We start from the raw sequence: 24,710 nt of genomic DNA, 5'->3' as shown, positions 1-24,710 counted from the left end.
AACTAAAAAGATTGTATGCCACTCTTTTTATGATGTCAAGAACAAGGGGTATGTTATATTTTGATTTCTGAGTATGTTCAAGAATTTATGAAGTTTTGTAGCATAGTCTTTCCTTCTGGAGTAAGTATAGACTCCGGGTGGAACTGAAGACCGTAGATTGGATACTCTCTATGCTCAACTGCCATGATCTCACCATCTTCAGTTCTTGCAGTCACTGTAAGACAGTCTGGAAGTGTATCTGGGTCAAGAGCAAGTGAGTGGTATCTTGCCACTTCTGCTTTCTCGCCAAGGCCACTGAAAATTGGGCATTTTCCTTCAAAGGTAACTGTCGACTGTTTGCCATGCATAAGGTGCCTTGCGTAGGTAATTGTGCCGCCAAATGCTGCACAGATTGCCTGATGCCCAAGACACACCCCAAGGATAGGTATCTCTTTTCCCAGTTCTCTGGCTGTTTCTATGATGATCCCGGCATCTTCCGGTCGGCCTGGTCCTGGGGAAATTATGATCTTATCTGGAGCAAGGGCTCTGATCTCATCTATCGTAAGTTCATCATTACGAATAACCTTCAGCTGATCGCTGTTACTACCCTTTTTGTCATCATGAGCATTATTGTCTATATTTGTTAATTCGCCATTCTGAGAATCATTTTTTTGTGTGACCAGCTCTCCAACCATCTGATACAGGTTATATGAAAAGCTATCATAGTTATCAATTAGTAGTACCATATTGTTCACCTCCTGCAGGCCTTTTAGATTTCTTCGATGCTGCTCTCCAAAGCCCTTAGGGCAGCCTTGGCTTTGTTAATGGTTTCCTCATATTCTTTTTCAGGGTCAGAATCTGCAACTATTCCAGCTCCGCTTCTCACAAAGACTCTGCTGTTTTTCTTATAGACAAGCCTTATGGCAATGCAGGCATCCATGTTTCCTGAAAAATCAATGTAGCCTATGGCTCCGCCGTAAACGCCGCGCTTGTTGTTTTCAAGTTCGCCAATAAGCTGACAGGCACGTATCTTAGGGGCTCCAGAAAGAGTTCCTGCAGGTAGCACTGCTTCTATGGCGTCAAGGGCATCCTTGTCTTTTCTGATGATGCCTCTTACAGTTGATCCTATATGCATAACATGTGAGTATCGTTCAACACTATGGAGTTTTTCCACCTCTACTGTGCCAAACTCACTTATTTTTCCAAGGTCATTTCTTCCAAGATCTACCAGCATGTTGTGCTCAGCCAGTTCTTTTTCGTCTGCCAGTAGTTCTTTTTCCAGAGCCAGGTCTTCCTCCTCAGTTGCGCCTCTTTTTCTGGTTCCGGCAAGTGGGAAGGTGTGAAGTACTCCATTTTCAAGCTTTACAAGGGTTTCCGGGGATGCTCCTGCAATCTCCACATCAGTTCCAGCAAAGTAGAACATATAGGGGGATGGGTTGATGGTTCTAAGCATCCTGTAGGTGTCAAGAAGACTCCCTTCGAAATCTGCTGTAAGGTAGTTGGACAAAACTATCTGGAAGATGTCTCCTTCATAGATATGTCTTTTGGCGCTTGTAACCATGCTGGCGTACTGGGCCTTGCTAAACAGAGGCGTTATGGGGCTTAGGAGCTCTCCCTTTTTTTCTATCTCTTTTTCTCCGTAGGTAATAAGGTCTCTTAAATAGTCAAGCTCTGCCTTGGCTTTCTGATAATTTGCTTCAAGGTCATAGCCTAGATCAACGTTGGTTATCAGGATTATCTTTTGTCTGACATTATCAAAGGCAATAACCTTGTCAAAGAGCATGAGATCCACATCCTTGAACTCTTCGTTGTCGTGGACCTTGACCTTGGCTGTTGGCTCTGAGTAGGTTAAGTAGTCATAGGAAAAATAGCCAACAAGTCCCCCTGTAAATGTTGGAAGCCTATCAAGCTTGGGGCTTCTGTGACTTGCCATTATTTCTCTTATATGACTTGAGGGATTTGTTGTGGTAAAAGATTTATTCCCAATCTTCATCTGTCCATCTATGCAGGTGATCTCTAATTTGGGATCAAAGCCAAGGAATGAATATCTGCCCCATTTCTCGTTGGCCTTGGCTGACTCTAGCATGTAGCAATGGGTTGATACTCTTTTTAGCTTGCGGATGACTTCAATTGGAGTTGTGAAGTCAGAGAGAAGCTCGCAGCTTACGGGAGCAATGTCGTAATCTCCGCTTGCTGCAAACTCTTTGATAGTGTCAAAATCTGGGTAGTAATGCATGTGTACCTCCTCCTTTGGTTGTTCTATCAAGGAAAAGGAAAATGATAAATCCTTGATAGAAACTGTTGTGTTTCCATCAAGGACGAAATTTACGAAATATAAAATCCGCGGTGCCACCTTGAATTCATAGGGCTTACCTATGCTCTTATCAGGATACGGATCACTTGCTAAATGCCAACTATTTCATTATATGCCGGCTAGTAATACATCATATCCCTGGCAACTGACGTGTGCCTTACGTCGCACGATACTCTGGCTCTGATAATTAGTTCTGCCATTTGTCTGCGCCCTCAGGAGTCCATTCCCAGATCACTATCCTACCGCTTCCCAGCAACACGGCTCTCTCTTAGGCCTCATGAAAAGGTACTCCTCTCCTTCATCGGTTTAACGTGGTATTTAATTAAATACAAATTTACACTATCTGCTATTATACTGTCAACTATTTTATTGTAGACAATATATGGCAGGTAATTTGCCATTACTGCTCAGTTTCCAGCTTTATAGCTCTCAATGATCTCTTTAATTCTTTTTTCTGGTTTCACAAGACCATGCATTGGCTCGTTCTTGTTTAGAGTGTCAATGATTGCTGCTACATAGCGGTTCATGTTTATGCTATAGTAATATTCTTTTTCCAGAAGTTCGGGTTTTTGGTGAACCAGATTCGTTGTAAAGATTCTGTCAAAAAGTCCCTCTTCGTAGGCTTTATCAAGCTTATCAAAGCCACTTGAGAATAGTCCAAAGGTAGAGAATATAAAGACTCTTCTAGCGCCTCTTTCCTTGATCTGCTTGCATACATCTATAATGCTGCCACCTGATGCGATCATATCATCCACAACCACTGCATCTACACCATGGAGGTCTCCACCGCAGAAGTCATGAGCAATAATAGGGTTAGTACCATCAACTATGTTGGAGTAGTCTCGCCTCTTGTAGAACATTCCAATATTGACACCATAGACAGAAGCAAGAAAAACCACTCTTTCTGTGGCTCCCTCATCAGGTGCAATGAACATAAGATGATCCTTGTCTATAATGATATCCTCATATTCAGTAAGAAAACCTTGAGTAAACTGAAGCGCTGGAGATACATTCTCAATTCCCTTAAGCGGAAGAACATTTGCCATCCTGGGGTCATGCGCATCAAAGGTTACAATTGTATCTACGCCCAGAAACTCCATCTCTTTTAACATGATTGCACAATCAAGAGATTCTCTCGTAGTTCTTCTGTGCTGACGTGACTCATAGAGAAAAGGCATGATCACGGTAAGTCTCTTGGCCTTGCCATTACAAGCTGCAATTATTCTCTTAAGGTCCTGGTAGTGGTCATCGGGAGACATGCGGTTCATTTCCCCATCCATCTTGTATCGGATTGAATTGTTGCACACATCCACCATAATATACAGGTCTTTATCCCTTATGGATTCTGAAATTATTCCCTTGGCTTCTCCGCTGTTAAACCTGGGACAACTGCAAGGAATCATGTAATTCTCGGCACCGCGCCACTTACACAGTATGCTGTTTATCTTATCTCCCTGATCTCTATAAGACTCCAGAGCGATTATCGCAAGATCATCTTTCATAGGCTAATCCTCTCTTGTAGCTTTAGTTATAACTAGCTTTTCTCTGTACCATGCATGCAATTTCTGAATTTGCATACACACCATAATATTACAATATCAGCAAATATATCATCAATATCAAGTACCATTTCCTCCATACATTTTCATTGACATGTTGAGGCAAAACCCCTAACATATATTTAAGCATGGCAAGGGCGCCAAAGCAGAGACATACTATGTCCTTCTGCTTTGTGCGCTCTTTTTATTTCACTAATTCTTTAGGAGGAAATCATGAGCAAGTACACTAGAGAAGACATTTTCAGAATTGTAGAGGAGGAGGATGTGGCCTTTATTAGGCTTCAGTTCTGCGATCTCTTCGGCGTTCCCAAGAACATTGCAATTCCATCAAGTCAGCTTGAGAAGGCCCTTGATAATGAGTGCATGTTTGATGGGATTTCAATTGATGGCTTTACAAGAGATGATGAAAGCGACATGTATCTTTATCCGGATCTTGACAGCTTTGAGATCTACCCCTGGCGTCCACAGGCAGGTAAAGTTGCAAGAATGTTCTGTAACGTTTATACCTCAGACAAGGAGCCCTTTAATGGAGACCCCAGGACAATTCTTGAAAAGGTTCTTAATAAAGCTAAGGCACTTGGCCTTAATTTCAAGGTTAATCCAAGGCTTGAGTTCTTTTTATTTGACTATGACGACAACGGCAATCCAACAGCAACCACCAAGGAAAGAGCAGGCTATTTTGATGTAGCACCTCTTGATCAGGGTGAGAATGTTCGCCGTGAGATTATATTAAACCTCGAGGAAATGGGCTTTACAATTTCCTCATCACACCACGAGATTGCACCTGCACAGCATGAGATTCAGTTTGACGAGGAAGATGCTCTTAGGGCTGCAGATATGATCATGACTTTCCGAATGGCTGTCAAGACTATTGCTAAAAAGCACGGTCTTTATGCAACCTTTATGCCCAAGCCTGTAGAAGGCATCAGCGGATCTGGTATGCATCTTAGTTTCCTTGCCCAGGACAGCCAGGGAGAAAATGTATTTGTTGATAAAAATGGTGATCTGTCTGACGTAGCAGGAAGCTTTATCGCAGGTGTTCTCTCCCACGCCAAGGGCATGACACTTATAACAAATCCTATCGTCAATTCCTATAAGAGACTAGTTCCAGGATATGATGCACCCGTAAATATTTCCTGGTCCAAAAAATCCAACGGCAGAAGCGCACTTATCCGCATTCCTTCAAGAAAGGGTGCCGCCACAAGAGTAGAGGTCAGAAACCCTGATGCAACCTGCAATCCATATCTTGCAATTGCACTGATCCTTGCCGCAGGCCTAGAAGGAATTGAGAAAAAGCTCACTCCTCCTGCTGAGCTTTCTGAGAATATAAGAAGTATTTCTTTTGACCAGACCAAGGAAAGCGGTGTAGAGATTCTTCCAATGACCTTGGGTGAAGCTATATCTGCCTTTAAAGCTGACTCCTTTGGAAAAGATATCCTTAGTGAATCTGTTTACCACAAGATCCTGGAGGTCAAAAAGGCTGAGTGGAAAGAGTTCAGAACCTGCGTTACCAAATGGGAAATAGATAAGTACCTCAACAACTTTTGATTATACTAAAACAGACATAAATACACTTAGAGTTTGAGGTCAGATCAGTGAACATTATCGTAGCTTTTGCCAAGGCAGAAGATGCCAGTAAATTCAAAAGCATATTGCTCCGTGGCGGATTTGAGAGCGTTACTGCTGTCACATCCGGAATGCAGGCCCTGTCTGCCATGGAGGATCTAGGAAGCGGAGTCATAGTCTGTGGCTACCGCTTAAGTGACATGCTCTATTCTGACCTATCCTCTGACCTTCCCGGGTACTTTCAAATGCTCATGATTGCCTCCCCGGACAAGGCTCCAGTAGGAAACGATAATTCCCGTCTTATTTATCTGCCCACTCCTGTGACCAGAGAAAGCCTATACTCCACCATAAACATGATGATGGAGGGTGTACACAGGCTCCGCAAAAAAGCAAAACAGCATCGCCTCGAAAGAAGCGATGCTGATAAACAAACTATAGGTAAGGCAAAAGAAATTCTGATGGACAAGCACCATATGACAGAGCCACAGGCCCACAGGTATCTTCAAAAGCGCTCCATGGAGTCAGGCTGTAACCTTGTGGAAGCTGCTGAGATGATCATCTCTCTTGAGAATTACTAATGTACCGAGTTTCTCCTGAACTCTGTTGGAGATACTCCTACAACTGCCTTGAAATTCTTCATAAAGTGCTTGCTGTTGTCATAACCAACTTTTGCACCTATATCATTAACTCTTAGCTGGCTCTCAAGAAGGAGCTTTTTAGCCTCAGAAATCCTAAGATCTCTTACATAGGATACAAAATTCTGCCCCGTATAGTTCTTGAAAGCTGTGGAAAAGAGCGAATAATTCATAGATACATAATTAGATACAACCGCCATATTTATATCTGTCTGGAAGTTTTTCTTTATGTAATCTACAGCCTGTATCATTTTCTCTGTCTGGGTGTCACCTGAATTTTCCATAAATCTGCTATTTTCCTTGTATACTGCATCCAAAAAAGCATCCCGAAACTCAGAAAGTGAGCCATATAGATAAGGCTTTGAAGCGTCCATAGGGAAGCTTTTCTTGTATACGTTTTCAAACTCCTTTGTAAAAAATGCTAAGGCAGCCTCAAATTCTTTTGCAGGAATCTGCTCTCTGCCTGCTGCGATAAAAAAGCCGTTCCACTCTTTTTCAAGCTGCTCTGTCTTATCTGTGCCTATGAGATGAACTCTTGTACTGACTTGAGTTTTGTCGCAGAGTCTTATGCCATTTTCTATAAGCTTTTGTGGAACATTAGTATTTTCCTTTGTTTCATAGACAATTGTCTCTGTAAAAAAGGCTTTGCTCCTTCTGTCTATCGCCTGAAGATAGGCCTTTTTCAGGTATGCAGCATCAGTGTAGCAATCACTGATCCCTGCAGTAGATACAATTCCATTTTCTTCATCGGATAGCTTTTCTATAAGCTGATCATATTTCTCTTTTCCCAAAATATGGATCACAGAGCCACTGGTCTCAGATAGCATGAAACTACCGGAAAGTTCCCTTTGTATCTCATCTGTGCTGCTGGAAACTACTATATAGTAGCTGTCTCCAACCTCTTCTCTTATGTTTTTGCCAAGAGCTTCAAGGGTTTCGGGACTCTCGTCCTTATCTTCAAGCACGTATTTCAAGAACTTTTTGCCGAGCTCTCTATTGTTTTTCTGAGCATCCTTCATTTTGGAGATTTCTTCTTCTAGCTTTTCCATAACGTTTTTAAGCTTGTCTCTCTCAACAGGCTTTAGGATGTACTCTCTGACTCCGCCTCTCATCATCTCTACTGCATAGGAAAAATCATCATACCCGCTTACCGCAATAGTAATTGGCTTTTTCTCAAGCTCCTGCATGGCATTTACAAGCTCAATGCCGTTCATCTTGGGCATTCTGATATCAGTGAACATTACGTCCACATCCTTTTCTCTTAGAACTTCCATAGCTTTTAAGCCATTGGCACACTCTATTACTTCCTCAACGGGAACGCCGCACCTCTTTATCATGGTGGATATTCCCTGTCTTATTAACTTTTCATCCTCAACTACAAGTACTGTCCGCATTCAAACCTCTTTTCATAGGAATCTTGACGTAGACCTTGGTGTAGCACCCTTCCATGGCTGCAACCTCGATTCCATATTCATCGCCATATTCCATTCGTATCCTGTCCTGAACGTTCTTAAGTCCTATTCCGTTTCCTGATCCGCCTGCAGTTGGCAGTTCTCCGGATATCTTTTTCCTTAGAACCTCAAGTTCCTCGTCGTTCATTCCACGGCCATTATCTGTGATCTCGATAGTACAAAGATCACCTTCAGGAATGCCCTTCATGTAAATTGTGGTATCGTCCGCCAGTTCTTCTATTCCGTGAACTATGGCGTTTTCAATTATGGGCTGCAGAGACATCTTGGGAATTCTCTGGCTTAGTATCTCCTCTGGCATGTTCAGAGAAAGATATATCTCATAATCAAATCTTAGATTGATAAGGGCCATATAGTTTTTGATGTATTCTATTTCCTCAGATACCAGCACTGTCTCAGATGTCCATTTCATACTGTATCTGAGAAGTTTTCCAAGGCTTGTTATAGCATCGGAGATGTCATAGTCCTCTTTTATCTCAGCCATCATCTTGATGGATTCAAGGACATTATAGATAAAGTGGGCATTTATCTGATTCTGCAGGGCCTTTATCTGGGAGTCCTTTACAAGAACTTCTCTGTTTATGTTCTCCTTCATGAGGTCATGGATATTATCAAGCATCCTGTTGACCTGATGGGCAAGTTCACCCATTTCATCAGTTCTGCCATCTTCCCTGGTCCTTACGTCCATGTCGCCGCCGCGAACCTTTCTGATGGTTGCGAGAACCTCATAGAATTTTTTAAGGACATGATTGACAACAACGTCTATAACAAAGGCCATACCTGCAAGTATTATCAGCATACCTATGATGTAATTGGTCCTGAGCTTATAGACTTCGCTGAGGCTGTCTGATATGTCGTTTACAGAAACCAGTGTTCCCTTCAGTTCCGGAATATACATGCCTGAAACTACACTTTTTTGCTCTTTTTTGTAGCTGGTTGTGATCCTTGAAAGTTCCCCCGACTGATCAGGCTCTTTCATTGCATCAGCAAGCTCTATTGCAATCTCTGCAATGCCATCATCTTCATTACTTCCATAGATGATCCTGCCTTCATCAGTAACAAAGCAGCTGCTCTCGCCGCTAATATCCTCATACATTGACGGGAACATAGTTCTCATGGCCATATTTGCTTCAATAACGCCAATCCTGCCATGAAGCTTATCTGACATAGGTGTTATAAGAGCTATCAGAGGCTCTCCCTCAGAGTTTGCAAAAAGATTATCCCGATAATCAAATATCCATCCACCAGTTGAAGCCATGTGAGCCCAGCTCTGCTTGTTCATTCTGCTGTGGGTAAAGAGAACCGGCATCATCTCCTGAATGTTGTCATTGACTGCATAGTATCTTACTCCCTTTAAAACAGGGTTATTATTTATAAGTCTCTCTAAGGCTGCCACGTCATTTCTGTAAATATCTATCCACTGCCTTGTGCTGAACTGGCCGCCTCCTGCAGCACAGATCAGTACGTTGTTCATGGTATCGTTTGATAAAAAGAACTGTGTGGTCATGTTGATTGAATCAATGTTGTTAGCTATGGAGTCCTGGCGCCTTTCCATTGTTGCCTGCATGAAGTTCACGTTTTCTTTTACAGAGGACTGTTCCATGTTGTAAAAGACGATTCCTCCAAGGACTGCTATTGGCAACATGACAAAGATCAGCACGACACCGGTTAGTCTGATATTCAGTTTTAGGTCATTTATCTTACTTAAGACCCAGCTTTTCTTTTGCATTTTCGACATATTGGTATCTCTTTTCCTGAAGCTGCTTGTAACCTAAGGCATTCCTGTCAGCTATAAACTTTTCAAGAATCTGGTCAAACTCTTCATCGCTTTTTGCAAGAAGAAGGCTCTGAAGAGTATCGCTCCACAGCTTTTCAATCCTGGCGTTTGTATAAGCATCCTCTGTATCTGCAGGAAGGATTATGTCATAGACGCCGGTGTAGGTGGCATAAGGATATGTCCAGTCTTCCAGCTGCTGCGTGGGGCTATCGCTCTTTTGTTTCCACTTAAGCTGCATTACATTGTCCTGGAACATCCAGTAGGCATCATCAGCTCCGTAGAGGGCGTCATAAGCTGTTCTGTCCGTATTTAGGAGCTTTTGAACCTCGGGCTTTACTACTTCTTTTCCATCTATCACATCGTAGGTTACGCCTTCCACCCCAAGGTATACCATCTTCTGGCCTTCCTCTGAGAGCATGTAGTCTATGAACTTTATAGCTCTGTCAGGATTCTTGCAGTTCTTGCTGACCATGGTTATGGTCCAGCCGCTTACTGTGTTGGTTGGAAGCACGTGGTCGTCGCCATTTTTGTTCTTGGGGCCATCCACAGCAATATAGATGCTGTCTGGATTCTTGGCATAGAGGGCCTTTTGCTGCGCAGACATATCCGTGTACTGGTACATCATGCAGAAGTACCTGCCCTCCTCAATCTTTTCCTCCATCTGCACACGCTGGTCTATGAAAAGATCTGTAGAAAGATATCCCTGTTCTCCAAGGCGCCTGAACATCTTAAGCCATTCAATGTATTCTGGGTCTGTGTCCCTGTCATAAAGCTGGCCATCCTTCTCATAAGGAATAGCCAGGAAATTCTGAAGATATAGGTCAAAAGAAACATTTCCTGTATCGTCAAAGATATGAGCACCTATAGGTATAAGGGGCTTGCCATCTACCTCCGGAAACATCTCAGCAGCTTTTTTGACTGCTTTCTCAAAGCCTTCAATTGTAGTCATATCAGGGCTACCAATTGCTTCGTAAATGTCCTTTCTTACAAGGAAGGTCTGATTGGAGCCTATGTTATCGTTATTGGATACGTCTCCAGGAGTTACGCTTGAACAAGGATATCCGTAAATATTGCCGTCAGCCTGGGTGTACCAGGATCTGGCCTGAGGGTCAGAAACCTCGTAAAAATAAGCATCATACTGATCTGCCAGCTCATTCAGGGCGTAGACCATATCACCCTGGATCATTTCATTGACTTGGGGTTCCCACCAGCCAAGAGTTATAAGATCTGGAAGTGTGCCTGCTGCTATAAGAGAATTGAGTTTTTCCTCCTCATTGCCCTGCGGTGCTATGAAGTTTATATCCACCCCTGTTCTGTCAGTGATAGCCTTAGATACAGCATTGTCGCCCCACTTGGTATTAAACCAGGAATAGTTTATATACCAGTCAAAGGTCACCTTATCTGAGTCTGTCACAGGCGTCGAAGAGGAAAGAGATGTATCACCAAAAGCCTCCTTATGACTGATGCCACATCCAGTCATGGCAAGAGAAAGTGCCGCTACGATAGCAATGCTCTTTTTAAATATCTTTTTCATCAAAAAACTATTGCTCCCATAAAAATTCATGAATCTTCGTTTTATTTATTGCAATATAATAGCACACAAAACACTTAAAGGCGACCCTGAAAAAGGTCGCCAGAAAAAGTGTGTTAAACTCTGTATTATTGCGTATTTATTCCTTGACGCTACCAGCTGAGATACTGCTGATAATGTACTTGGAGCAGAAACAAAATACGATGATGATAGGTACTACTGATATTGCTACTCCAAGATAGATCGCACCCTGGTTCTTCTGAAGATCTGTGGCTGCATTAAGAGTCGAGATCATAACCGGAAGCGTCATCTTCTTGGGTGAATTCAAAAGAATGAGTGGAACCAGGTATGAGTTCCAGTTTCCAATGAATGTTCCAATTGACATTGTAGCAATACCAGGAGCCATGATAGGGAGCACGATCCTATGGAATATATGTATTTCTGAGGCGCCGTCAATTCTGGCTGCTTCCATTAGTGACTTTGAAAGTGTAGCCTTTACGTACTGGCGCAGGAAGAATACGATTCCTGGAGATGCCATGGCTGGAATGATAAGTGGTATATAGGAGTCGATGAGGTGGAGCTTCTGGCACAGGTTGTAGAAACCTATAAGTGAGAGCTGACCTGGGATCATCATGAATACCACGATTATCTTAAACAAAAGGTTGTTGCCCTTCCATTCGTACATTGCCATTCCAAAGGCTGTAATAGCTGAGAAGTACGCTGTAAGGAGAGTAGCCGGGACTGCAACCTTTAAGCTGTTAAAGAATCCAAGGAAAAGATTCACATAGTCAAAAAGTACTACCCAGTTGTCGTGTAGGCTCTTTCCCGGCATGAATGAAAATGAATGTGTTATTTCAACACCAGATCTGGTGGCGTTGACGATCATGAGGTAAAAAGGAAGAAGGCATGTAAGGGCAAGGCCTATCAGTAATATGTACAATATAGTTTTTTTGATCTTGTTAGCCATAGGTCTTAATCCTCCTTTCCACCGATAAACTTAAATTCCATAATGGAAATAAACAAAATTATAAAGAACAGGGTGTAAGCTATTGCAGATGCAAAGCCCACCTGACGAGTTTCAAATCCAAACTTATAAAGGTACATTACAACTGTCTGAAGTGTTCCACCTGGTTCACCTGCAGTTGATGGGCCTGTCATAAGGAATGGCAGATCAAAGAGCTGAAGTCCGCCAATAAGTGATGTTACAGCAACATATAAGAGGATTGGGCGCAAAAGAGGAAGCGTAATGCTGCCAAATACTTTCCATCTGCCAGCGCCGTCGATAGCTGCTGCCTCAAAATAGTCATTAGGAATTCCCTGAACTCCCGCCATCAGGATGATAAAGGAGTTACCAAACCACATCCATGCCTGGATCACAGATATTACAGCCCAAGCTGTAGATCTTTGGCCCATCCAGTTGATCTGCTGGTCAACTATACCTGTTGCCAGAAGGAGCTGGTTAAAGGTTCCATATTTCCAGTCAAGCAAGGTCTTAAACAAAAATGCCACTGATGTAGCTGCAATCAGGTTTGGCAGGTAGTATACTGCACGGAAGATTGCAAGCCCGCGAACCTTATACTTGATATCGCTAAATACAATTGTCAAAAGAAAAGCCAGTCCCAGCTGCAGTACAATATTTAATGACCACATCTTGACTGTATTATAAAGTGCCCGCCAGAAGAATTTATCTTTTACTACTCTGATATAGTTGGCAAGGCCTGTAAATTCCGGGTCTCCGTAGCCCTTATAGGTAGTAAAACTTAGGAATAAGGTTCTGAAAACCGGATAAACACTAAAGATAAGGAAAACAATAACAAACGGGAGTACGAACAGATACGCCGCGTTATTCCTGTTTTTCTTCTTTTTAATTGCTGCTCTCATATTTCCTCCCGAAAAGGTTTTTCTAAGGATATTTGGGGCGCCGTCACCATCTTGCGGATCACACGGCAATGTTAACTCCACAGGAAAGTACAGCGCCCCGTTATTGACTTAATTTATAGAGATTTAGAATTATCTCTCGATCTGAATTTCTGGATATGTTGACTCAATTACATCGTAGAAATCGTTGATTGCTGTCTCTTTGTCAGCCTCTCCAGTCTTAACTGCTGTGCAAGCTGCTCCCCAAGCATCGTTAATGATCTTGTCGTAACGTGTTACCTTTGAGTAGTCGATACCTGCTGCCTGTGCCTGCCAGAATGAATAGAGGTGCTGTCCGCCATATACTGCGTTCTCATCATCTTTGTGCTTCTCAAGAACAGATACAAGTGATACTGTGTCACCTTCTGACTTCTCAATCCACCACTCAGCTGTGTTCTCATCAAGTGTTACCCACTTAAGGAAATCCCAAGCCAGGTCTTTGTGCTCAGACATTGCTGAAATGCCGATGAAAGTGCCCCCTCCAAAACCGTAAGCTGGTCCTGAACATACTCCCCATTTGCCTGATGTTTCACCAACATTGTCGCGGAGTGTGAGTACGCCCCAGCTTGGAAGTCCAAACGCAAAAACTTCTGTTGTATCAAGGTCCTTGGTTGCCTCTGCGAAAGCCTCTGCATCCCAAACGTTTACTGAATCATCTGCATAGCTCTGTACTTCTGCTGTAAGGATAGGTACCTCACCAGCCATAGCCTGATACCATGGTGTTGACCACTGGTTTGCATAAGCTGTAAGGTCATTCTGATAAAGATTTACAACAAGATCCATGTAATCAAGACGTGCCTGGTCAAGGTTGAGCTTGTCATCTACAACCCAGGCTGTATCGCCTGAGAAGTATCCAATCTCTGCATCAGAAGCAAAGATACGATAGCCGCTGTCCTTGAGCTTTTGAGCTGTATCAAGGATTGTTGTGTAATCCTTAAAGAGTTTTCCGATTTCATCTGGATCATCTGTGCCGAATACTTTTTCTGCTATATCTCTTCTGTAGTAGATTCCTGCAGGTGTTATCTGATAAGAGATTGCTCTTTGGATTCCCTCTGAATCCTGTCCTACTTCCCATACATAGTCAACGATCTGGTCTTTATAGTCCTGAGCGTTGTATGGTGCCTGGTTAAGGTCTTCAAAATATCCTGCCTCGTAGAAGTCCTCAAGCATCTGAGGCTCACCTACGATGATATCTGGTGTTGTCTGTCCACCGTTAAGTGCTGTCTGTACCTTTGTTACATAGTCAGCTGGCTCGATAACAACTGTCTCAATCTGTACGTCATGGTCTTCTACATACTTCTCTGCGAAGGTCTGAAGGTCTTTGGCCAGAGTCCAGATAACAAGCTTCTCACCACTTGTTCCAACTGACTCTGTATTAGTGTTTGCTGCAGGTTCTGCAGTTTCTGTTGTTGTTTCTGCTACTGTCTGTGCGCTGCCATCGCTTCCGCATGCCACCATGGAAAGTGCCATTACGCCAGCAAGCGCGCTAGCCATTACTCTTTTGAATTCCATAATGAATCCTCCCTCCAATTACATTGGTTACTGTATATCGGATGCTTCCAGTGCCACCAGGGCACATGTCCGACGTTCTTTGTTATGAGGTAATTATAGATTTGGGAAAAAAGTAAAAAAATGACACCTTTTTTATTTAGGTGTCATTTTTTGAGTGCATATTTTTTATTTTTAATATGTGTTTCCTGAAATCAGTAGTTATCTTGGATTATTTGCAGGCTGCGCATAATCTCTTTATCCAGGCCCAGGCAAGGTCTGACCAGTAACCAACGTCTTCTTTAAGGCTCATGTCTATGCCTGATGCTGGCATTTCATTACCGGAAAAGAACTGCTCTATCAACTCTTCTCTTCGTTTATCTGATACATTTACGCCCTTTCCTTCCTTAACAGCAAAGGCTGCGCGCATAACCTGTTCCATAGTGTAATCGCCACCAGACCAGCCCTGGAAGAAGGTCTTATTGGCTATTGTAAGGCCGTGGTGTCCTGCAGGGAATACGTAGTGGGCAAATGGAATGTTCTTTTTCCTAAGTGCCATGGCAAAGAGGTAGCTGTTCTCTACTGGAACTGCACTGTCCTCCTGGGTCTGCCACAAAAAGCATGGAGGCGTATTTTCTTTTACCTGCTTCTCCAATGAGAAGTACTCAAGTTCCTCCGCATCAGGGTTATCTCCAAGGAGGGTCCTTACTGAGTCCTTGTGAGTAAACTCTCCTGTTGTGATAACAGGATATGAGAGGATCACGCCATCTGGCCTGTTGGAAATTCCGGCGTATTCAGGGTTTGTATCTTTTATATCATCAAAGTGCACTGCAAGAGATCCGCAGACGTGAGCGCCTGCTGAAAAGCCCATGATAAAGAACTTTTCTGGATCTATGTTGTACTTATCCGCGTTTTTCCTTATAAATCTCACAGCTCTTGAAATGTCTTCTAGTGGCTGTTTCTTGAGGGGCACGGACATGGTGATGTCTGTTGTGTAGCTAAGAACGAAAACGTTCATCCCGCGGCCAAAGAACTCCATAGCAGGCAACTCTCCCTCGTGGGAGCAGCACATGCAATATCCGCCGCCTGGAATAACCAGCATACATGGGCGTTTCTTACTATCTTCATGAAGGTAGGCAAATACGTTTGGTGTAAAACCATAGGCTGCAGCGTAGTTGTACTCTCCATCCTGATAGATATTCTCGCGAAATCTCTTTATCTGAGGGCCATTTTGAGGCATGCCCTTAAGGAGATAGTCTTCATCAGAATAGTCTGGCTCCCATTTATATTCTTCCTTAATATCTGCAAAATCTGTATTTGATTGTTTACTCTCTGCATTGGCAGTATCTTCATAAGATTTAAGGGCTACTTCAAGTATCGCATAATAAGCCTCTTTGGCCTGGCATTTTCCCTGGAACAGGAGCGGATAACTTGTCTCTCTTCTAAAGCCTGTAAGCCAGCTGTCTTCGTCTCTAAGATTCCAGAAGGTAACGCTTGTGATGTTGGCTTTACCTGACTTTTTAGCATCAAGGTAGATCTTGAAAAACTCCTTATATCTAAGGGCCAGTGCGTGCATAGACTCATCACTTGGATCAGCGTTGTGCATATCAAGCTCTGTTATATTGAGTTTGAGTCCAAGGGCTCCGTACATTTCTACAGCTGTCTTGTAGTTTTCAAGGTCAGGGTGGTCCATTAGAAGGTGAGACTGCATTCCCATGCCATCTACAAGTTTTTCTTCCATAAGGGGCTTTAAAACGTGCTCTATTATGTAATCTCTTTTCCAAGGCTCTGCTGCTTCATAGTCGTTGTAGAAAAGATCTACTCCAGGAGCCACATATTTTCTGGCATATTCAAAGGCCTTTATAAAGAAGTCCTCTCCAACTGTCTTGGTCCAGATAGATTTCCTGAAGGCTCCCTCATCCACGATCTCGTTGACCACATCCCAGGCATAGATGATTCCAGGGTAATTAGTCTGCACAAAGTCAAGAACGCCGTGGATGTAGCTTTCAAGCCTTTTTAGAATTGTTTCTCTGTCTGCATAGGGAAAGAGCTCATTGTAGTTCTCACAGAAGAACCACTTAGGGGTCTGATTGTGCCACACAAGGGTGTGACCGCGCATGGCAATGCCGTTTTCCCTGGCAAACTCAAGGTAAGGAATTGCGTTTTCGAAGTTAAGTGCCGGTGACAGGTTATATTTTTCCGGCTGCTCTTTATTTTTTTCCACATCAAGAAAGTACATAGGCTTCATGTCGTTTTCGCAGGTGAAGCTGTTAAACTGCTCTGTCAGAAGCTTCATGTGAGCGGCTGTATGGAGGTTCCATCTGGAAATAGCTGCTCCAATCTTGAAAAATGGTTCATAGGCGGTTTTTAAGTTCATGATTGCCCTCTCGTTATCCGGTGTAATGTCAATATGAGCAAAAATACTCTTAGTGCAATATATTTTTTGCAATTTTAATGATACAAAATCAATTTCTGATGCACTACGCATTTATTGCCCGAAATTACTCAAATGCGGCTTTATTGATCTTTACAGTTCACCAATTTTTGCTATGTATTTTCGACATGACTTATTGTGCGTGTGTAATTTGCCTATTTGGAGGTTTATTTACTCTCTTGCAATTCGTAATATAATACTATAATGAGGCGTCGAGAAAATCGCTTACAAGATGCCTTATGATAATTAAAATGCACCATGAAATAGAAATGTGCATAGCAAGGAGATTTCATTATGTTTAGTTTAAGTGAAAGAAAACAAGAAAGACTATATAAACAGGTTATGGAGAATGAGATAGTTTCCCCACAGATGTACAACCTGTATCTTGGCGGTGTTGTTATCTATGGACTTTTAGTCAATATAATACTTTGTTCTACCTGTACTGAATTTGTTCTTAGAACAAATCCAATATTATTCTACATTGGATATTTTGTCAGCGTATTTGCAGGAACTATGATTTCATCAAAGAGTAACAGTCCTCTTATCAGTTTCCTGGGCTATAACCTGGTAGTTATTCCTGTAGGACTTGTAGTTACATCCGCTGTATATTGGTATGGAGGCCTTAGCTCCTATGTTGTTCTTCAGGCTATAGTTTATACAGCGGGTATTACTTGTATCATGATCTGCTGTAGCATCCTAAAGCCTGAGTTTTTCTCAAAGCTGGGTGGAGTATTATTTGGAAGCCTTATCGGACTTATTATTGTAGAAGGAGTATTTCTTATCCTTGGGGTTTCTCAGTCACTTACAGCTCTTGCAGGCGCTGTACTCTTTTCCCTGTATATCGGGTATGACTACTACAAGGCTCAGCAGTATCCCAAGACTGTGGACAATGCTGTAGACAGCGCCCTTGACATTTACCTTGATATCATAAATCTCTTCCTCAGAATCCTTCGTATTCTTGGAAGCAGATCATCTTCTTCATCATCCAAGAAGAATCATTTCTGATGTGAGCCAATGAGCCGCTGGTCAGCATAGTTGACATATTTCAATAATAAATCTGCAATAAAGAAAAAGCCCTTGTGGTCGGTACAGAAATCATCCGATCATAAGGGCTTTTCTTTTATTATCTGATTTTTTAGTCTTATTGAATGCTCAAACTCTTTGGCACTCTTTCTTGATAAACATTGGCCATATAGCAACTACAAAGAGCCATAGGATACAACGTGCTACGAAATTGCCCCAATGTCCGCCGAGGGCTGCTCCGACTGTAGCAGGTGCAATGTACTCTTTCCATGAAAAGGTGATCAAAAAGCCAACAAAGGCAAGAACAGGGAGATTTTTTGAACCTGTTGGAATCTCGTATTTTATATAATGACGCTCAATAAAGCTACCTACCAAAAAGCCTGTAAAAGCGCCACAAGCCTTAAAGCTGTCATTCATCATCTTTTGCGGATTTACTAAAAGTTCGCCATCCACATAATCCATAGGATATGGCTTCTGGGTGATGTATATCAAAACTCCTATGACTGCAATGACTCCAACTATTGAAAGAATATCAAGTATTTTATCATTGCCATCTATTTTCTTCTGAACAGCTCCAACTATGCAGATTATGATCACAGCTTCTGTAAAGCCCACAATCACGTCCTGTGGAGTATGCACACCAAGGAAATTCCTGGAAAAACCTGTCAAAGCTATCATTACTGCGCAGATTACCGCAAGATACGTGCGCTTTTTCCTCTGCCAGGCAAAGGTTGTACCATAAGTACACGTGGCGCTCATAGTATGTCCACTAGGAAAAGAATAGCCTGTCGCCGCCACCTTGGAATCTCCCGCAGGTTCAATAAGTTCAGACCTTATCCATGGGCGATATGCACAAACTGTCAGCTTGATAACTCCATTTACCAGTTCTCCAACGCCTAGAGTTGTAAGAAAACGATAGCCCCATTTCTTGTCCACACACCAGAAGATGATAAATGGCAAAAATGGCATAATATCTACTGCAATTTTCGAAATGCCATTGAAGAATTCATCAAATATTCCCCCTGTCGCATTTCTGATTTCCTGTAGCCACAACAAATACTGAATATCAAACATTTTTAATTCCCCTCTCATCGTATACTTTTTTATCAACATATAGATTATAACTCAATTAAAAATACCGAAATGGGAATTTTTTATAAATTATTCAGTAGTTTATTGCTCTCCTACATATTCGAAGCTGATTCCATTATCATGAGATACATATAGTCCTGAAGGGTGTTTGCCTAGTTCCTCGCTGTAATAATCCCCAGACCAGGCACTCTGCCCTACTAACATAAAGAGATCACCATCTTCTGCCCACACTTTTTCAGGAATCACAAAGGGATTGTAGATTGATCCATCAGCAAGGGCCACCCTGGCAGAAGGGAAATTTATCTGGGTAAAAGACCTGCCTCCATCAGCTGTCCTGTACAAAAAGGCGTCATCTCCACCATTATATGAAAGGCAGGCAAAGCCAAGCTCTGTATCGTCAATAAAGGTAATCCACTTAGCTTCTCCACCACTTCCATTAAAGGGATCCCTATTTACCAGGGCTGCACTGTTTCTACCTTCTTTATAAGAGATCAGGACATAGTAACTACTACCTGCTGCCCTGTCAGTTGCAACCATTTCATAGGTAATTCCATTTTTAGTTTTATAAGAGCTCCCTTGGCTATAAGATGAAAAGTCCTCTGCCTGGCCTTCAGAATTCTCTTCTGCCTGAGAGTTTTCCACATTCTTGGGTCTGGTAAGCTCTTTATCCACAAAATCATAGAGTCCACCGTAGAGGATTTCTCTGTCATAGCCATTACTGACATACTGTGCAAGATTAAAGGTAACCGTCTCAGGATACATATAAATAAGGATTTCCTGATACAGCCAGGGTGCTTCCTCATATGAAACCTCTTTTAATGAGCTTTCTATCCAGTCGCAGATATCACCACAAAACTTGGTCATATCCTGCATACCGTTTTCATCCAGTATCGGAACTGATACTGTACCAATTGTGTTATCAGCACAGTCTTTTTCTTCCCAGCTAAGGCCTCTTTGTATCTTATCTGGAAAAGTTTCTTCCGCCACATCCTTAAACGCATAGAGAAGTTTATATTCATAGAGCTTCTGTCTTGCAGTTTCAGCATCTTCCGCTTCCTGGCTCGCATCCTCTGCAGGCTGATCCGCTGTAAGCTTATTGGATTCATTTACTTCCGAAAAAGAACATGCTGACAAAGCCAGCGTGCCTAGTAAAATCCCCAGTACAACCTTTGTTTTCATAATCAACTCACTCCATAGAAAAGACTGTAATGTCACAAACCATGCGAATTACAGTCTTTATACTTCAAATAGTTTTATTCTTTTTCCCTTGTAATTGGAAAAACATTGCCGCATACATTGCATTTATAATATTCTATCATATTCCCATTCACGACAGGAGTGCTGCTAGTTATGGAGCTGTAATTATCTCCTCAGCCATATCAAAGAGCTCATCCTCTGTCATATCAAGGTCAAACCCTAGCAGACAATACGATATTCCATTTATTTCAAAAGTCACGGAACTGCAATAATCTGTGTATCGTTCGTCGCTTCCAACGCTAATGGAGAAGTTTCTTTCGTTTGCTTCTCTTTCAAGCTCTTCCTTACTAGGTTCCTCATCCACAGGGAGATTTAGACACTCTGTATAGTTATAGTACACGGTAATTCCATCAATATCCCTGACTGCTGTATCTCCTTCGTGGGGATCATCATACATTTCTGCCGGATCAGCACTGAGGCTTATCCAAGGGCATCCCTCTTTTACATAGGTTATGTCAATACCATTAAAATGTCTAAGATCATTGCCATCTTCATCCTGAGTCTTTGCTTCCTCAACCTCCATACAATCAAATGTATAACCATTACTAAAGGCTTCAACAGCTGTGATATCAAGCTCAGCTTTTTCCTCAATTTTAGCTAAATCTTCAAAACTACTGGTCCTGGTATCTATCCTATTCCAGCTGACTATTCCTGCCGCTTCTCCTGCAGCAAATGCAGTAACACTAAATAGTGTCAGACATGCTGCAACTGCTATTCCTAACTTTCTAATATCAAGTTTTCCCTTCATACGACCTCCATTTGCACTTCCACCATTCATTAACTGGCGGATCATATGCTCTTTTTCATAATCAGAAAATTTGATATTCTCCATGGACTTTTTGTAGTTTTCTATATTTCCACTCTTCATAACGCCTGCTCACCTACCTTATAAATACTGGCATATTCATCTGACAATGTATCCTTTAGAATCTTCCTGCCTCTTGATAGATACTTGGAAACTGCCGTTTTTCTTTTACCCATGATATCTGCAATTTCTTCTGTGCTGTATTCTTCATAGTAATACAGATATATGGCAGTCCTATAATTAACCGGCAATCTGGCAATTTCCTCAAGTATTTCAGAGTTCTGCACCTGCTGTGCTTCCTTTTCAGAAGCTTCGTCCAGTGATACAGTTTTCCTGAAAAATGCATTCTTCCTGAAGTCATGACAGGCATTGATCGTTGTTCGTATCATCCAAGCCTTTTCATGTTCTCTATTATCAAAAGAAATGCTGCTTGTCATATACTTTAAGAAAACTGTCTGACATATATCCTCGCTGTCATAAGTTTGCTGCAGGTAGTTGTAGCTGATTCGTTTTATCATATCTGAGTATTCATCTACAACACGCCTAACTTCCTGTTCATCCATGTGTGAATATTCTCACTTTCTGTTTCTTTTAGAAGGCCTTCTACTAATAATACGATTCAGCTTAAAGAAAATGGACACAAAAACGTAAGAACCTTCAACATACTGTTGACGGTTCTTACGCTTTTATACCGAGAATAAATCATGATTTTCCTCTATAAACTCATAAATAGTTTTTCTCGTAATTTTCTTACTAATTGTGTCTCCAGTCTCATGTGCATGCTTTTGCAAATTGTAAATCTCTGTAAAGCCATCCTTTCTAATTATCACAATCGGATCCGAATAAAATAGAGTACCTTCCTTTTCTAACACGCATAATTCGTACCCTAAAAGTTTCTTTATAACAACGCAGGCCATTAAAAACTCACTCCCAAGCAGGTATTGTCTCAATATTATGATTATTCCACATCTCTAAGAGACTGGCCTTATGTTCCTTGTACCATGCTTCTATAACGGGAATTACATATTTAGAAAAGCCACCTTTTATAGTTCCTTCTTTGAGTTTAATGCTTCCCTGAACATTATCATCCAGATAATTAACATCAACAGATGGACTACCTTCAAAAGCAGAATCCATAAATATCTCAATATCACAGAATTCTGCAATTTTAACCATTGACTTCTTATCAGTCTGGTCTGTATATCCAGATTCTGCTCTCTTTTCTATTGTACGACGAGCATATTCGAGAAGATGCTCTCTATCCAGCCAGTCCATAGAGTTGAACAATTCTATTAATTCTCTTTCATCCGTTCCCTTGGGAATAACCATGTAATCAACATTCCTTCCTCTATTACTATCTTCTGTAACTCCAGATAAAAGATATTCTGGAGTTACTTCTAGCGCTGCACATATAGCCATTATTTTATCAGAGCCCGGATTAGTATTCTTCTTGCGCCAATCACTTATAGTAGTCGTTGAGATACCGGTTCTAAGAGAAAACTCTTTCTGAGTCATGTGACGCTCTTCTAGTAAGAAGAATATCTTCTGTCCTATTGTCATATCTGCCCCCTTCAAAAATCGTTAATTACGGATTAATAATATCATCGGGAACAAAAAACGTCAATCACTGTAATTTTCTAAAACTACTCAAAGACACAAAATATGTAATTATCAAAATGCAATCAGCAAGTGCCCAGGCACAGACTTCTCCAAAATAGATTCCATAATATCCATTTGTTGATTGCTTAGCTCTTCGTAATCTCTATTTTCCCTAATCTGATTCTTCCACGAATATCTATATCCACATGCTGGGGATAAGCAGCTTTATATTTATATATACTCATTACTATCCCAAGAAAAGCATATGAAATTAGGAGATTACTACCACCGGAGGAAATAAATGGAAAGAAGGATGAAAAATATGGTGTTACACCAAATCCAGCACACATATTGGCAATAGCATTTACAGCCAGCGCCATCATGCATCCGCTTCCCATAACAATTCCCAGTTGGTTCTTGGCTTTTGAAGAGATTACAAACCCTGCTACTATAACTGCAGCTACTACTGTGATCACAGCTATTAACACGGCATCTCCCCAGGTTGCCAATATATAAGTCAAAATATAATAGCTGTCAGGATTGGGCAACACTCCAATTATTTCTGAGGATGTTTTACCAGACTGACTTGCTGATTTAGTAATATCGCGAACCATTTTTATTGTATAATACGCCTCCGAGTCAGTTTTCAGCATAACCCGGATTCTATCCATCTGATATTGCGCCAAAAGACCAAATCTATACATAATAGCCAAGCATGCTACAGGAATAGCTGTAAAGAAAGCCCACATTGACACAATAGCAGGAATCTTTGGTACTTTTATCCAGCCCTTAACAATAGCTATTGTAAGCTGTACAAGCATACTAATTATCATTACTACAGCAGGCATCTTCTGAAACTTAATAAAAACAATTCCGCAGGGAATAATGATCCACAGAAGAGATTTTATCAAAGCCCCAAATCCATCGCCCCTATATTTATAGATTATTCCTGCATATGCCGGAACCATTAACAGCATAAGTGATGAAGCAAATATTCCTTCATGTCCAATAACAATCAAGGTATCATTTATTACTAGCATAAACTGCACTAATAATGCTGCTACTATAAATTTGGAATATTTGGCGATATTAGTATAGTCAATCAAGTAAAAAAGAATCATCGCTATAATGCCAAATATTGTATACAGAATATAATTGTCGCTCCCATTTACAAAAATCTCTTTTCCACTTGCTACTGCATCTTTGGTTATAAGAATGTGTATTATAGAGCCAAGTATACCAACGACAAGGGCTGCTATAACCATACTCCATGCCAAATGAGGTTTATGAACTCTATCCATTGAGATACCAACCTCAACCGGATCTCCCATATCAGCGACTGCGGCCTTTTCAGCGGACTCTCTATCCATTCCGGCTGCCATGTTGTCACTTATCTGATCTTCAATATGTGCCCTGATCTCATCCTCAATCCCCTTATGAGCTTTCTTAAATCGAACCTGCTCAAGTAGCTTCTTAATGTACTCCTCCATTGTCATACCCCCATTGCCAATACATTTGCTATCGCACCTGAATACTCATTCCATTCTTCTGTCTTGCTTTTGAGAAGTTTTTTCCCCTCTTTTGTAATACTGTAATATTTCCTTGTCTTCCCTAGGTATTCCTGCTCGTATACCTTTAGCATTCCTTTCTCTTCCAGTCCATGCAAAAGCGGGTAAAGAGTCCCTGCCTTGAGTTCAAATACATTCTGTGATTTCTTCCTAAGTGTATCAATCATTTCATAACCGTACATGTCTTTTTCTGACAAAAGCTTTAGAATCAGCATCGTCATACTTCCTGTTAAAAGAGATTTATCTACAGCCATCTTGTCCTCCTTATATAGATTGTCGATATATTGCTTATCTATATACTATATCGATGTCCGATATATGTCAAATTCTTTTTTGTATATTGTTAACTTCCTATCTTTTTAACTCTCGTCGTCACTTCCGGTAAATCCCCTCAAAAAATCTCTTAATGCAGGGTTGATGATTTTTAATCCTCCTCATCAGCGTCCCCATTCATGAATTCTATGATCTCTTTCAGTGACTTTTTACTCTTCTCGAAAGCCTTCACCAGTTCCTTGCTCTCAAGTTCCCTGCGCTTTGTTATGAGCTTGTCCAGTTCTTTAAGCTCTGCTTCATATCTGTCTTTTGCCTTAAATACTGCCTCTTCCTGTTTCTTGATTCTATCGTCTAAACTTGTTCTTGCCATGATATCAGTCCTCCCTCTCTGCATTTGCCTTAACAATTACATTCTTTAGATCTT

The 24,710-nt window shown here is 41.5% G+C and carries 21 protein-coding genes; 3 read left to right on the top strand and 18 right to left on the bottom strand.

Annotated features, from left to right (window positions below):
• Positions 1-77: 77 nt before the first annotated feature.
• From BLO53_RS09885 to BLO53_RS09875, 3 genes are all read right to left on the bottom strand, one after another.
• On the bottom strand, positions 78-725 hold the full coding sequence (locus BLO53_RS09885) for an anthranilate synthase component II (protein ID WP_092061038.1): 648 nt from the start codon (positions 723-725) through the stop codon (positions 78-80).
• Positions 726-748: 23 nt separating this feature from the next.
• Positions 749-2,215: an anthranilate synthase component I gene (gene trpE / locus BLO53_RS09880; protein WP_092061036.1), complete on the bottom strand. Its 1,467-nt coding sequence runs from the start codon at positions 2,213-2,215 to the stop codon at positions 749-751.
• Positions 2,216-2,700: 485 nt separating this feature from the next.
• Positions 2,701-3,795 (bottom strand): ribose-phosphate pyrophosphokinase, encoded by a 1,095-nt coding sequence (locus tag BLO53_RS09875; protein ID WP_092061034.1) that lies wholly within the window; start codon positions 3,793-3,795, stop codon positions 2,701-2,703.
• A gap of 270 nt (positions 3,796-4,065) precedes the next feature.
• On the opposite strand from BLO53_RS09875, the gene glnA reads away from it, so the two are divergent.
• Entirely contained in the window at positions 4,066-5,400 is a 1,335-nt protein-coding gene (gene glnA / locus BLO53_RS09870) for a type I glutamate--ammonia ligase (protein ID WP_092061032.1), read from the top strand.
• Between the two features lie 47 nt (positions 5,401-5,447).
• A complete protein-coding gene (locus BLO53_RS09865; RefSeq protein ID WP_092061030.1) occupies positions 5,448-5,996 on the top strand; it encodes an ANTAR domain-containing response regulator in 549 nt (182 codons plus the stop codon).
• Here BLO53_RS09865 and BLO53_RS09860 read toward each other — a convergent pair.
• The 7 genes from BLO53_RS09860 to BLO53_RS09830 form a co-directional block, all read right to left on the bottom strand.
• Positions 5,993-7,447 (bottom strand): response regulator transcription factor, encoded by a 1,455-nt coding sequence (locus tag BLO53_RS09860; protein WP_092061028.1) that lies wholly within the window; start codon positions 7,445-7,447, stop codon positions 5,993-5,995. The genes BLO53_RS09865 and BLO53_RS09860 overlap by 4 nt on opposite strands.
• Complete coding sequence (locus tag BLO53_RS09855; protein ID WP_092061026.1) at positions 7,425-9,260, bottom strand: cache domain-containing sensor histidine kinase; 1,836 nt, start codon at positions 9,258-9,260, stop codon at positions 7,425-7,427. The genes BLO53_RS09860 and BLO53_RS09855 overlap by 23 nt, the downstream gene beginning before the upstream one ends.
• On the bottom strand, positions 9,223-10,833 hold the full coding sequence (locus BLO53_RS09850) for an extracellular solute-binding protein (protein ID WP_092061024.1): 1,611 nt from the start codon (positions 10,831-10,833) through the stop codon (positions 9,223-9,225). The genes BLO53_RS09855 and BLO53_RS09850 overlap by 38 nt, the downstream gene beginning before the upstream one ends.
• Before the next feature lie 136 nt (positions 10,834-10,969).
• Positions 10,970-11,797: a carbohydrate ABC transporter permease gene (locus tag BLO53_RS09845; RefSeq protein WP_092061022.1), complete on the bottom strand. Its 828-nt coding sequence runs from the start codon at positions 11,795-11,797 to the stop codon at positions 10,970-10,972.
• A 5-nt stretch (positions 11,798-11,802) separates the two neighbouring features.
• Positions 11,803-12,711, bottom strand: coding sequence for a carbohydrate ABC transporter permease (locus tag BLO53_RS09840; protein WP_092061020.1), 909 nt, complete (start codon positions 12,709-12,711; stop codon positions 11,803-11,805).
• Positions 12,712-12,840: 129 nt separating this feature from the next.
• Complete coding sequence (locus tag BLO53_RS09835; RefSeq protein ID WP_092061018.1) at positions 12,841-14,259, bottom strand: ABC transporter substrate-binding protein; 1,419 nt, start codon at positions 14,257-14,259, stop codon at positions 12,841-12,843.
• 208 nt (positions 14,260-14,467) lie between these two features.
• Positions 14,468-16,612 (bottom strand): endo-1,4-beta-xylanase, encoded by a 2,145-nt coding sequence (locus tag BLO53_RS09830; RefSeq protein WP_176757238.1) that lies wholly within the window; start codon positions 16,610-16,612, stop codon positions 14,468-14,470.
• Between the two features lie 351 nt (positions 16,613-16,963).
• Here BLO53_RS09830 and BLO53_RS09825 point away from each other — a divergent pair, with 351 nt between their 5' ends.
• Complete coding sequence (locus tag BLO53_RS09825) at positions 16,964-17,674, top strand: Bax inhibitor-1 family protein (RefSeq protein ID WP_092061014.1); 711 nt, start codon at positions 16,964-16,966, stop codon at positions 17,672-17,674.
• A 147-nt stretch (positions 17,675-17,821) separates the two neighbouring features.
• On the opposite strand, the gene BLO53_RS09820 is transcribed toward BLO53_RS09825, so the two are convergent.
• From BLO53_RS09820 to BLO53_RS09780, 8 genes are all read right to left on the bottom strand, one after another.
• Entirely contained in the window at positions 17,822-18,766 is a 945-nt protein-coding gene (locus BLO53_RS09820; protein ID WP_092061012.1) for a phosphatase PAP2 family protein, read from the bottom strand.
• A 99-nt stretch (positions 18,767-18,865) separates the two neighbouring features.
• Positions 18,866-19,963, bottom strand: coding sequence for a hypothetical protein (locus tag BLO53_RS09815; RefSeq protein ID WP_092061010.1), 1,098 nt, complete (start codon positions 19,961-19,963; stop codon positions 18,866-18,868).
• Positions 19,964-20,132: 169 nt separating this feature from the next.
• The gene (locus tag BLO53_RS09810) at positions 20,133-20,909 is read right to left on the bottom strand and encodes a DUF4179 domain-containing protein (RefSeq protein WP_092061008.1); all 777 of its coding nucleotides are present in this window, start codon (positions 20,907-20,909) and stop codon (positions 20,133-20,135) included.
• The gene (locus BLO53_RS09805) at positions 20,906-21,409 is read right to left on the bottom strand and encodes an RNA polymerase sigma factor (protein WP_092061006.1); all 504 of its coding nucleotides are present in this window, start codon (positions 21,407-21,409) and stop codon (positions 20,906-20,908) included. The genes BLO53_RS09810 and BLO53_RS09805 overlap by 4 nt, the downstream gene beginning before the upstream one ends.
• Positions 21,410-21,770: 361 nt before the next feature.
• Positions 21,771-22,406, bottom strand: coding sequence for a helix-turn-helix domain-containing protein (locus tag BLO53_RS09795; protein ID WP_092061001.1), 636 nt, complete (start codon positions 22,404-22,406; stop codon positions 21,771-21,773).
• Positions 22,407-22,591: 185 nt separating this feature from the next.
• Positions 22,592-23,935 (bottom strand): permease prefix domain 1-containing protein, encoded by a 1,344-nt coding sequence (locus tag BLO53_RS09790; protein WP_176757237.1) that lies wholly within the window; start codon positions 23,933-23,935, stop codon positions 22,592-22,594.
• A gap of 2 nt (positions 23,936-23,937) precedes the next feature.
• A complete protein-coding gene (locus BLO53_RS09785; protein WP_092060997.1) occupies positions 23,938-24,267 on the bottom strand; it encodes a PadR family transcriptional regulator in 330 nt (109 codons plus the stop codon).
• Between the two features lie 170 nt (positions 24,268-24,437).
• A complete protein-coding gene (locus BLO53_RS09780) occupies positions 24,438-24,656 on the bottom strand; it encodes a hypothetical protein (protein WP_022755965.1) in 219 nt (72 codons plus the stop codon).
• Positions 24,657-24,710 lie beyond the last annotated feature (54 nt).

It is taken from the genome of Butyrivibrio sp. INlla14 (assembly GCF_900102515.1).
In the GTDB taxonomy this organism is placed as follows: Bacteria; Bacillota; Clostridia; order Lachnospirales; family Lachnospiraceae; genus Butyrivibrio.
This window is presented reverse-complemented; position numbering and strand designations above follow the sequence as displayed.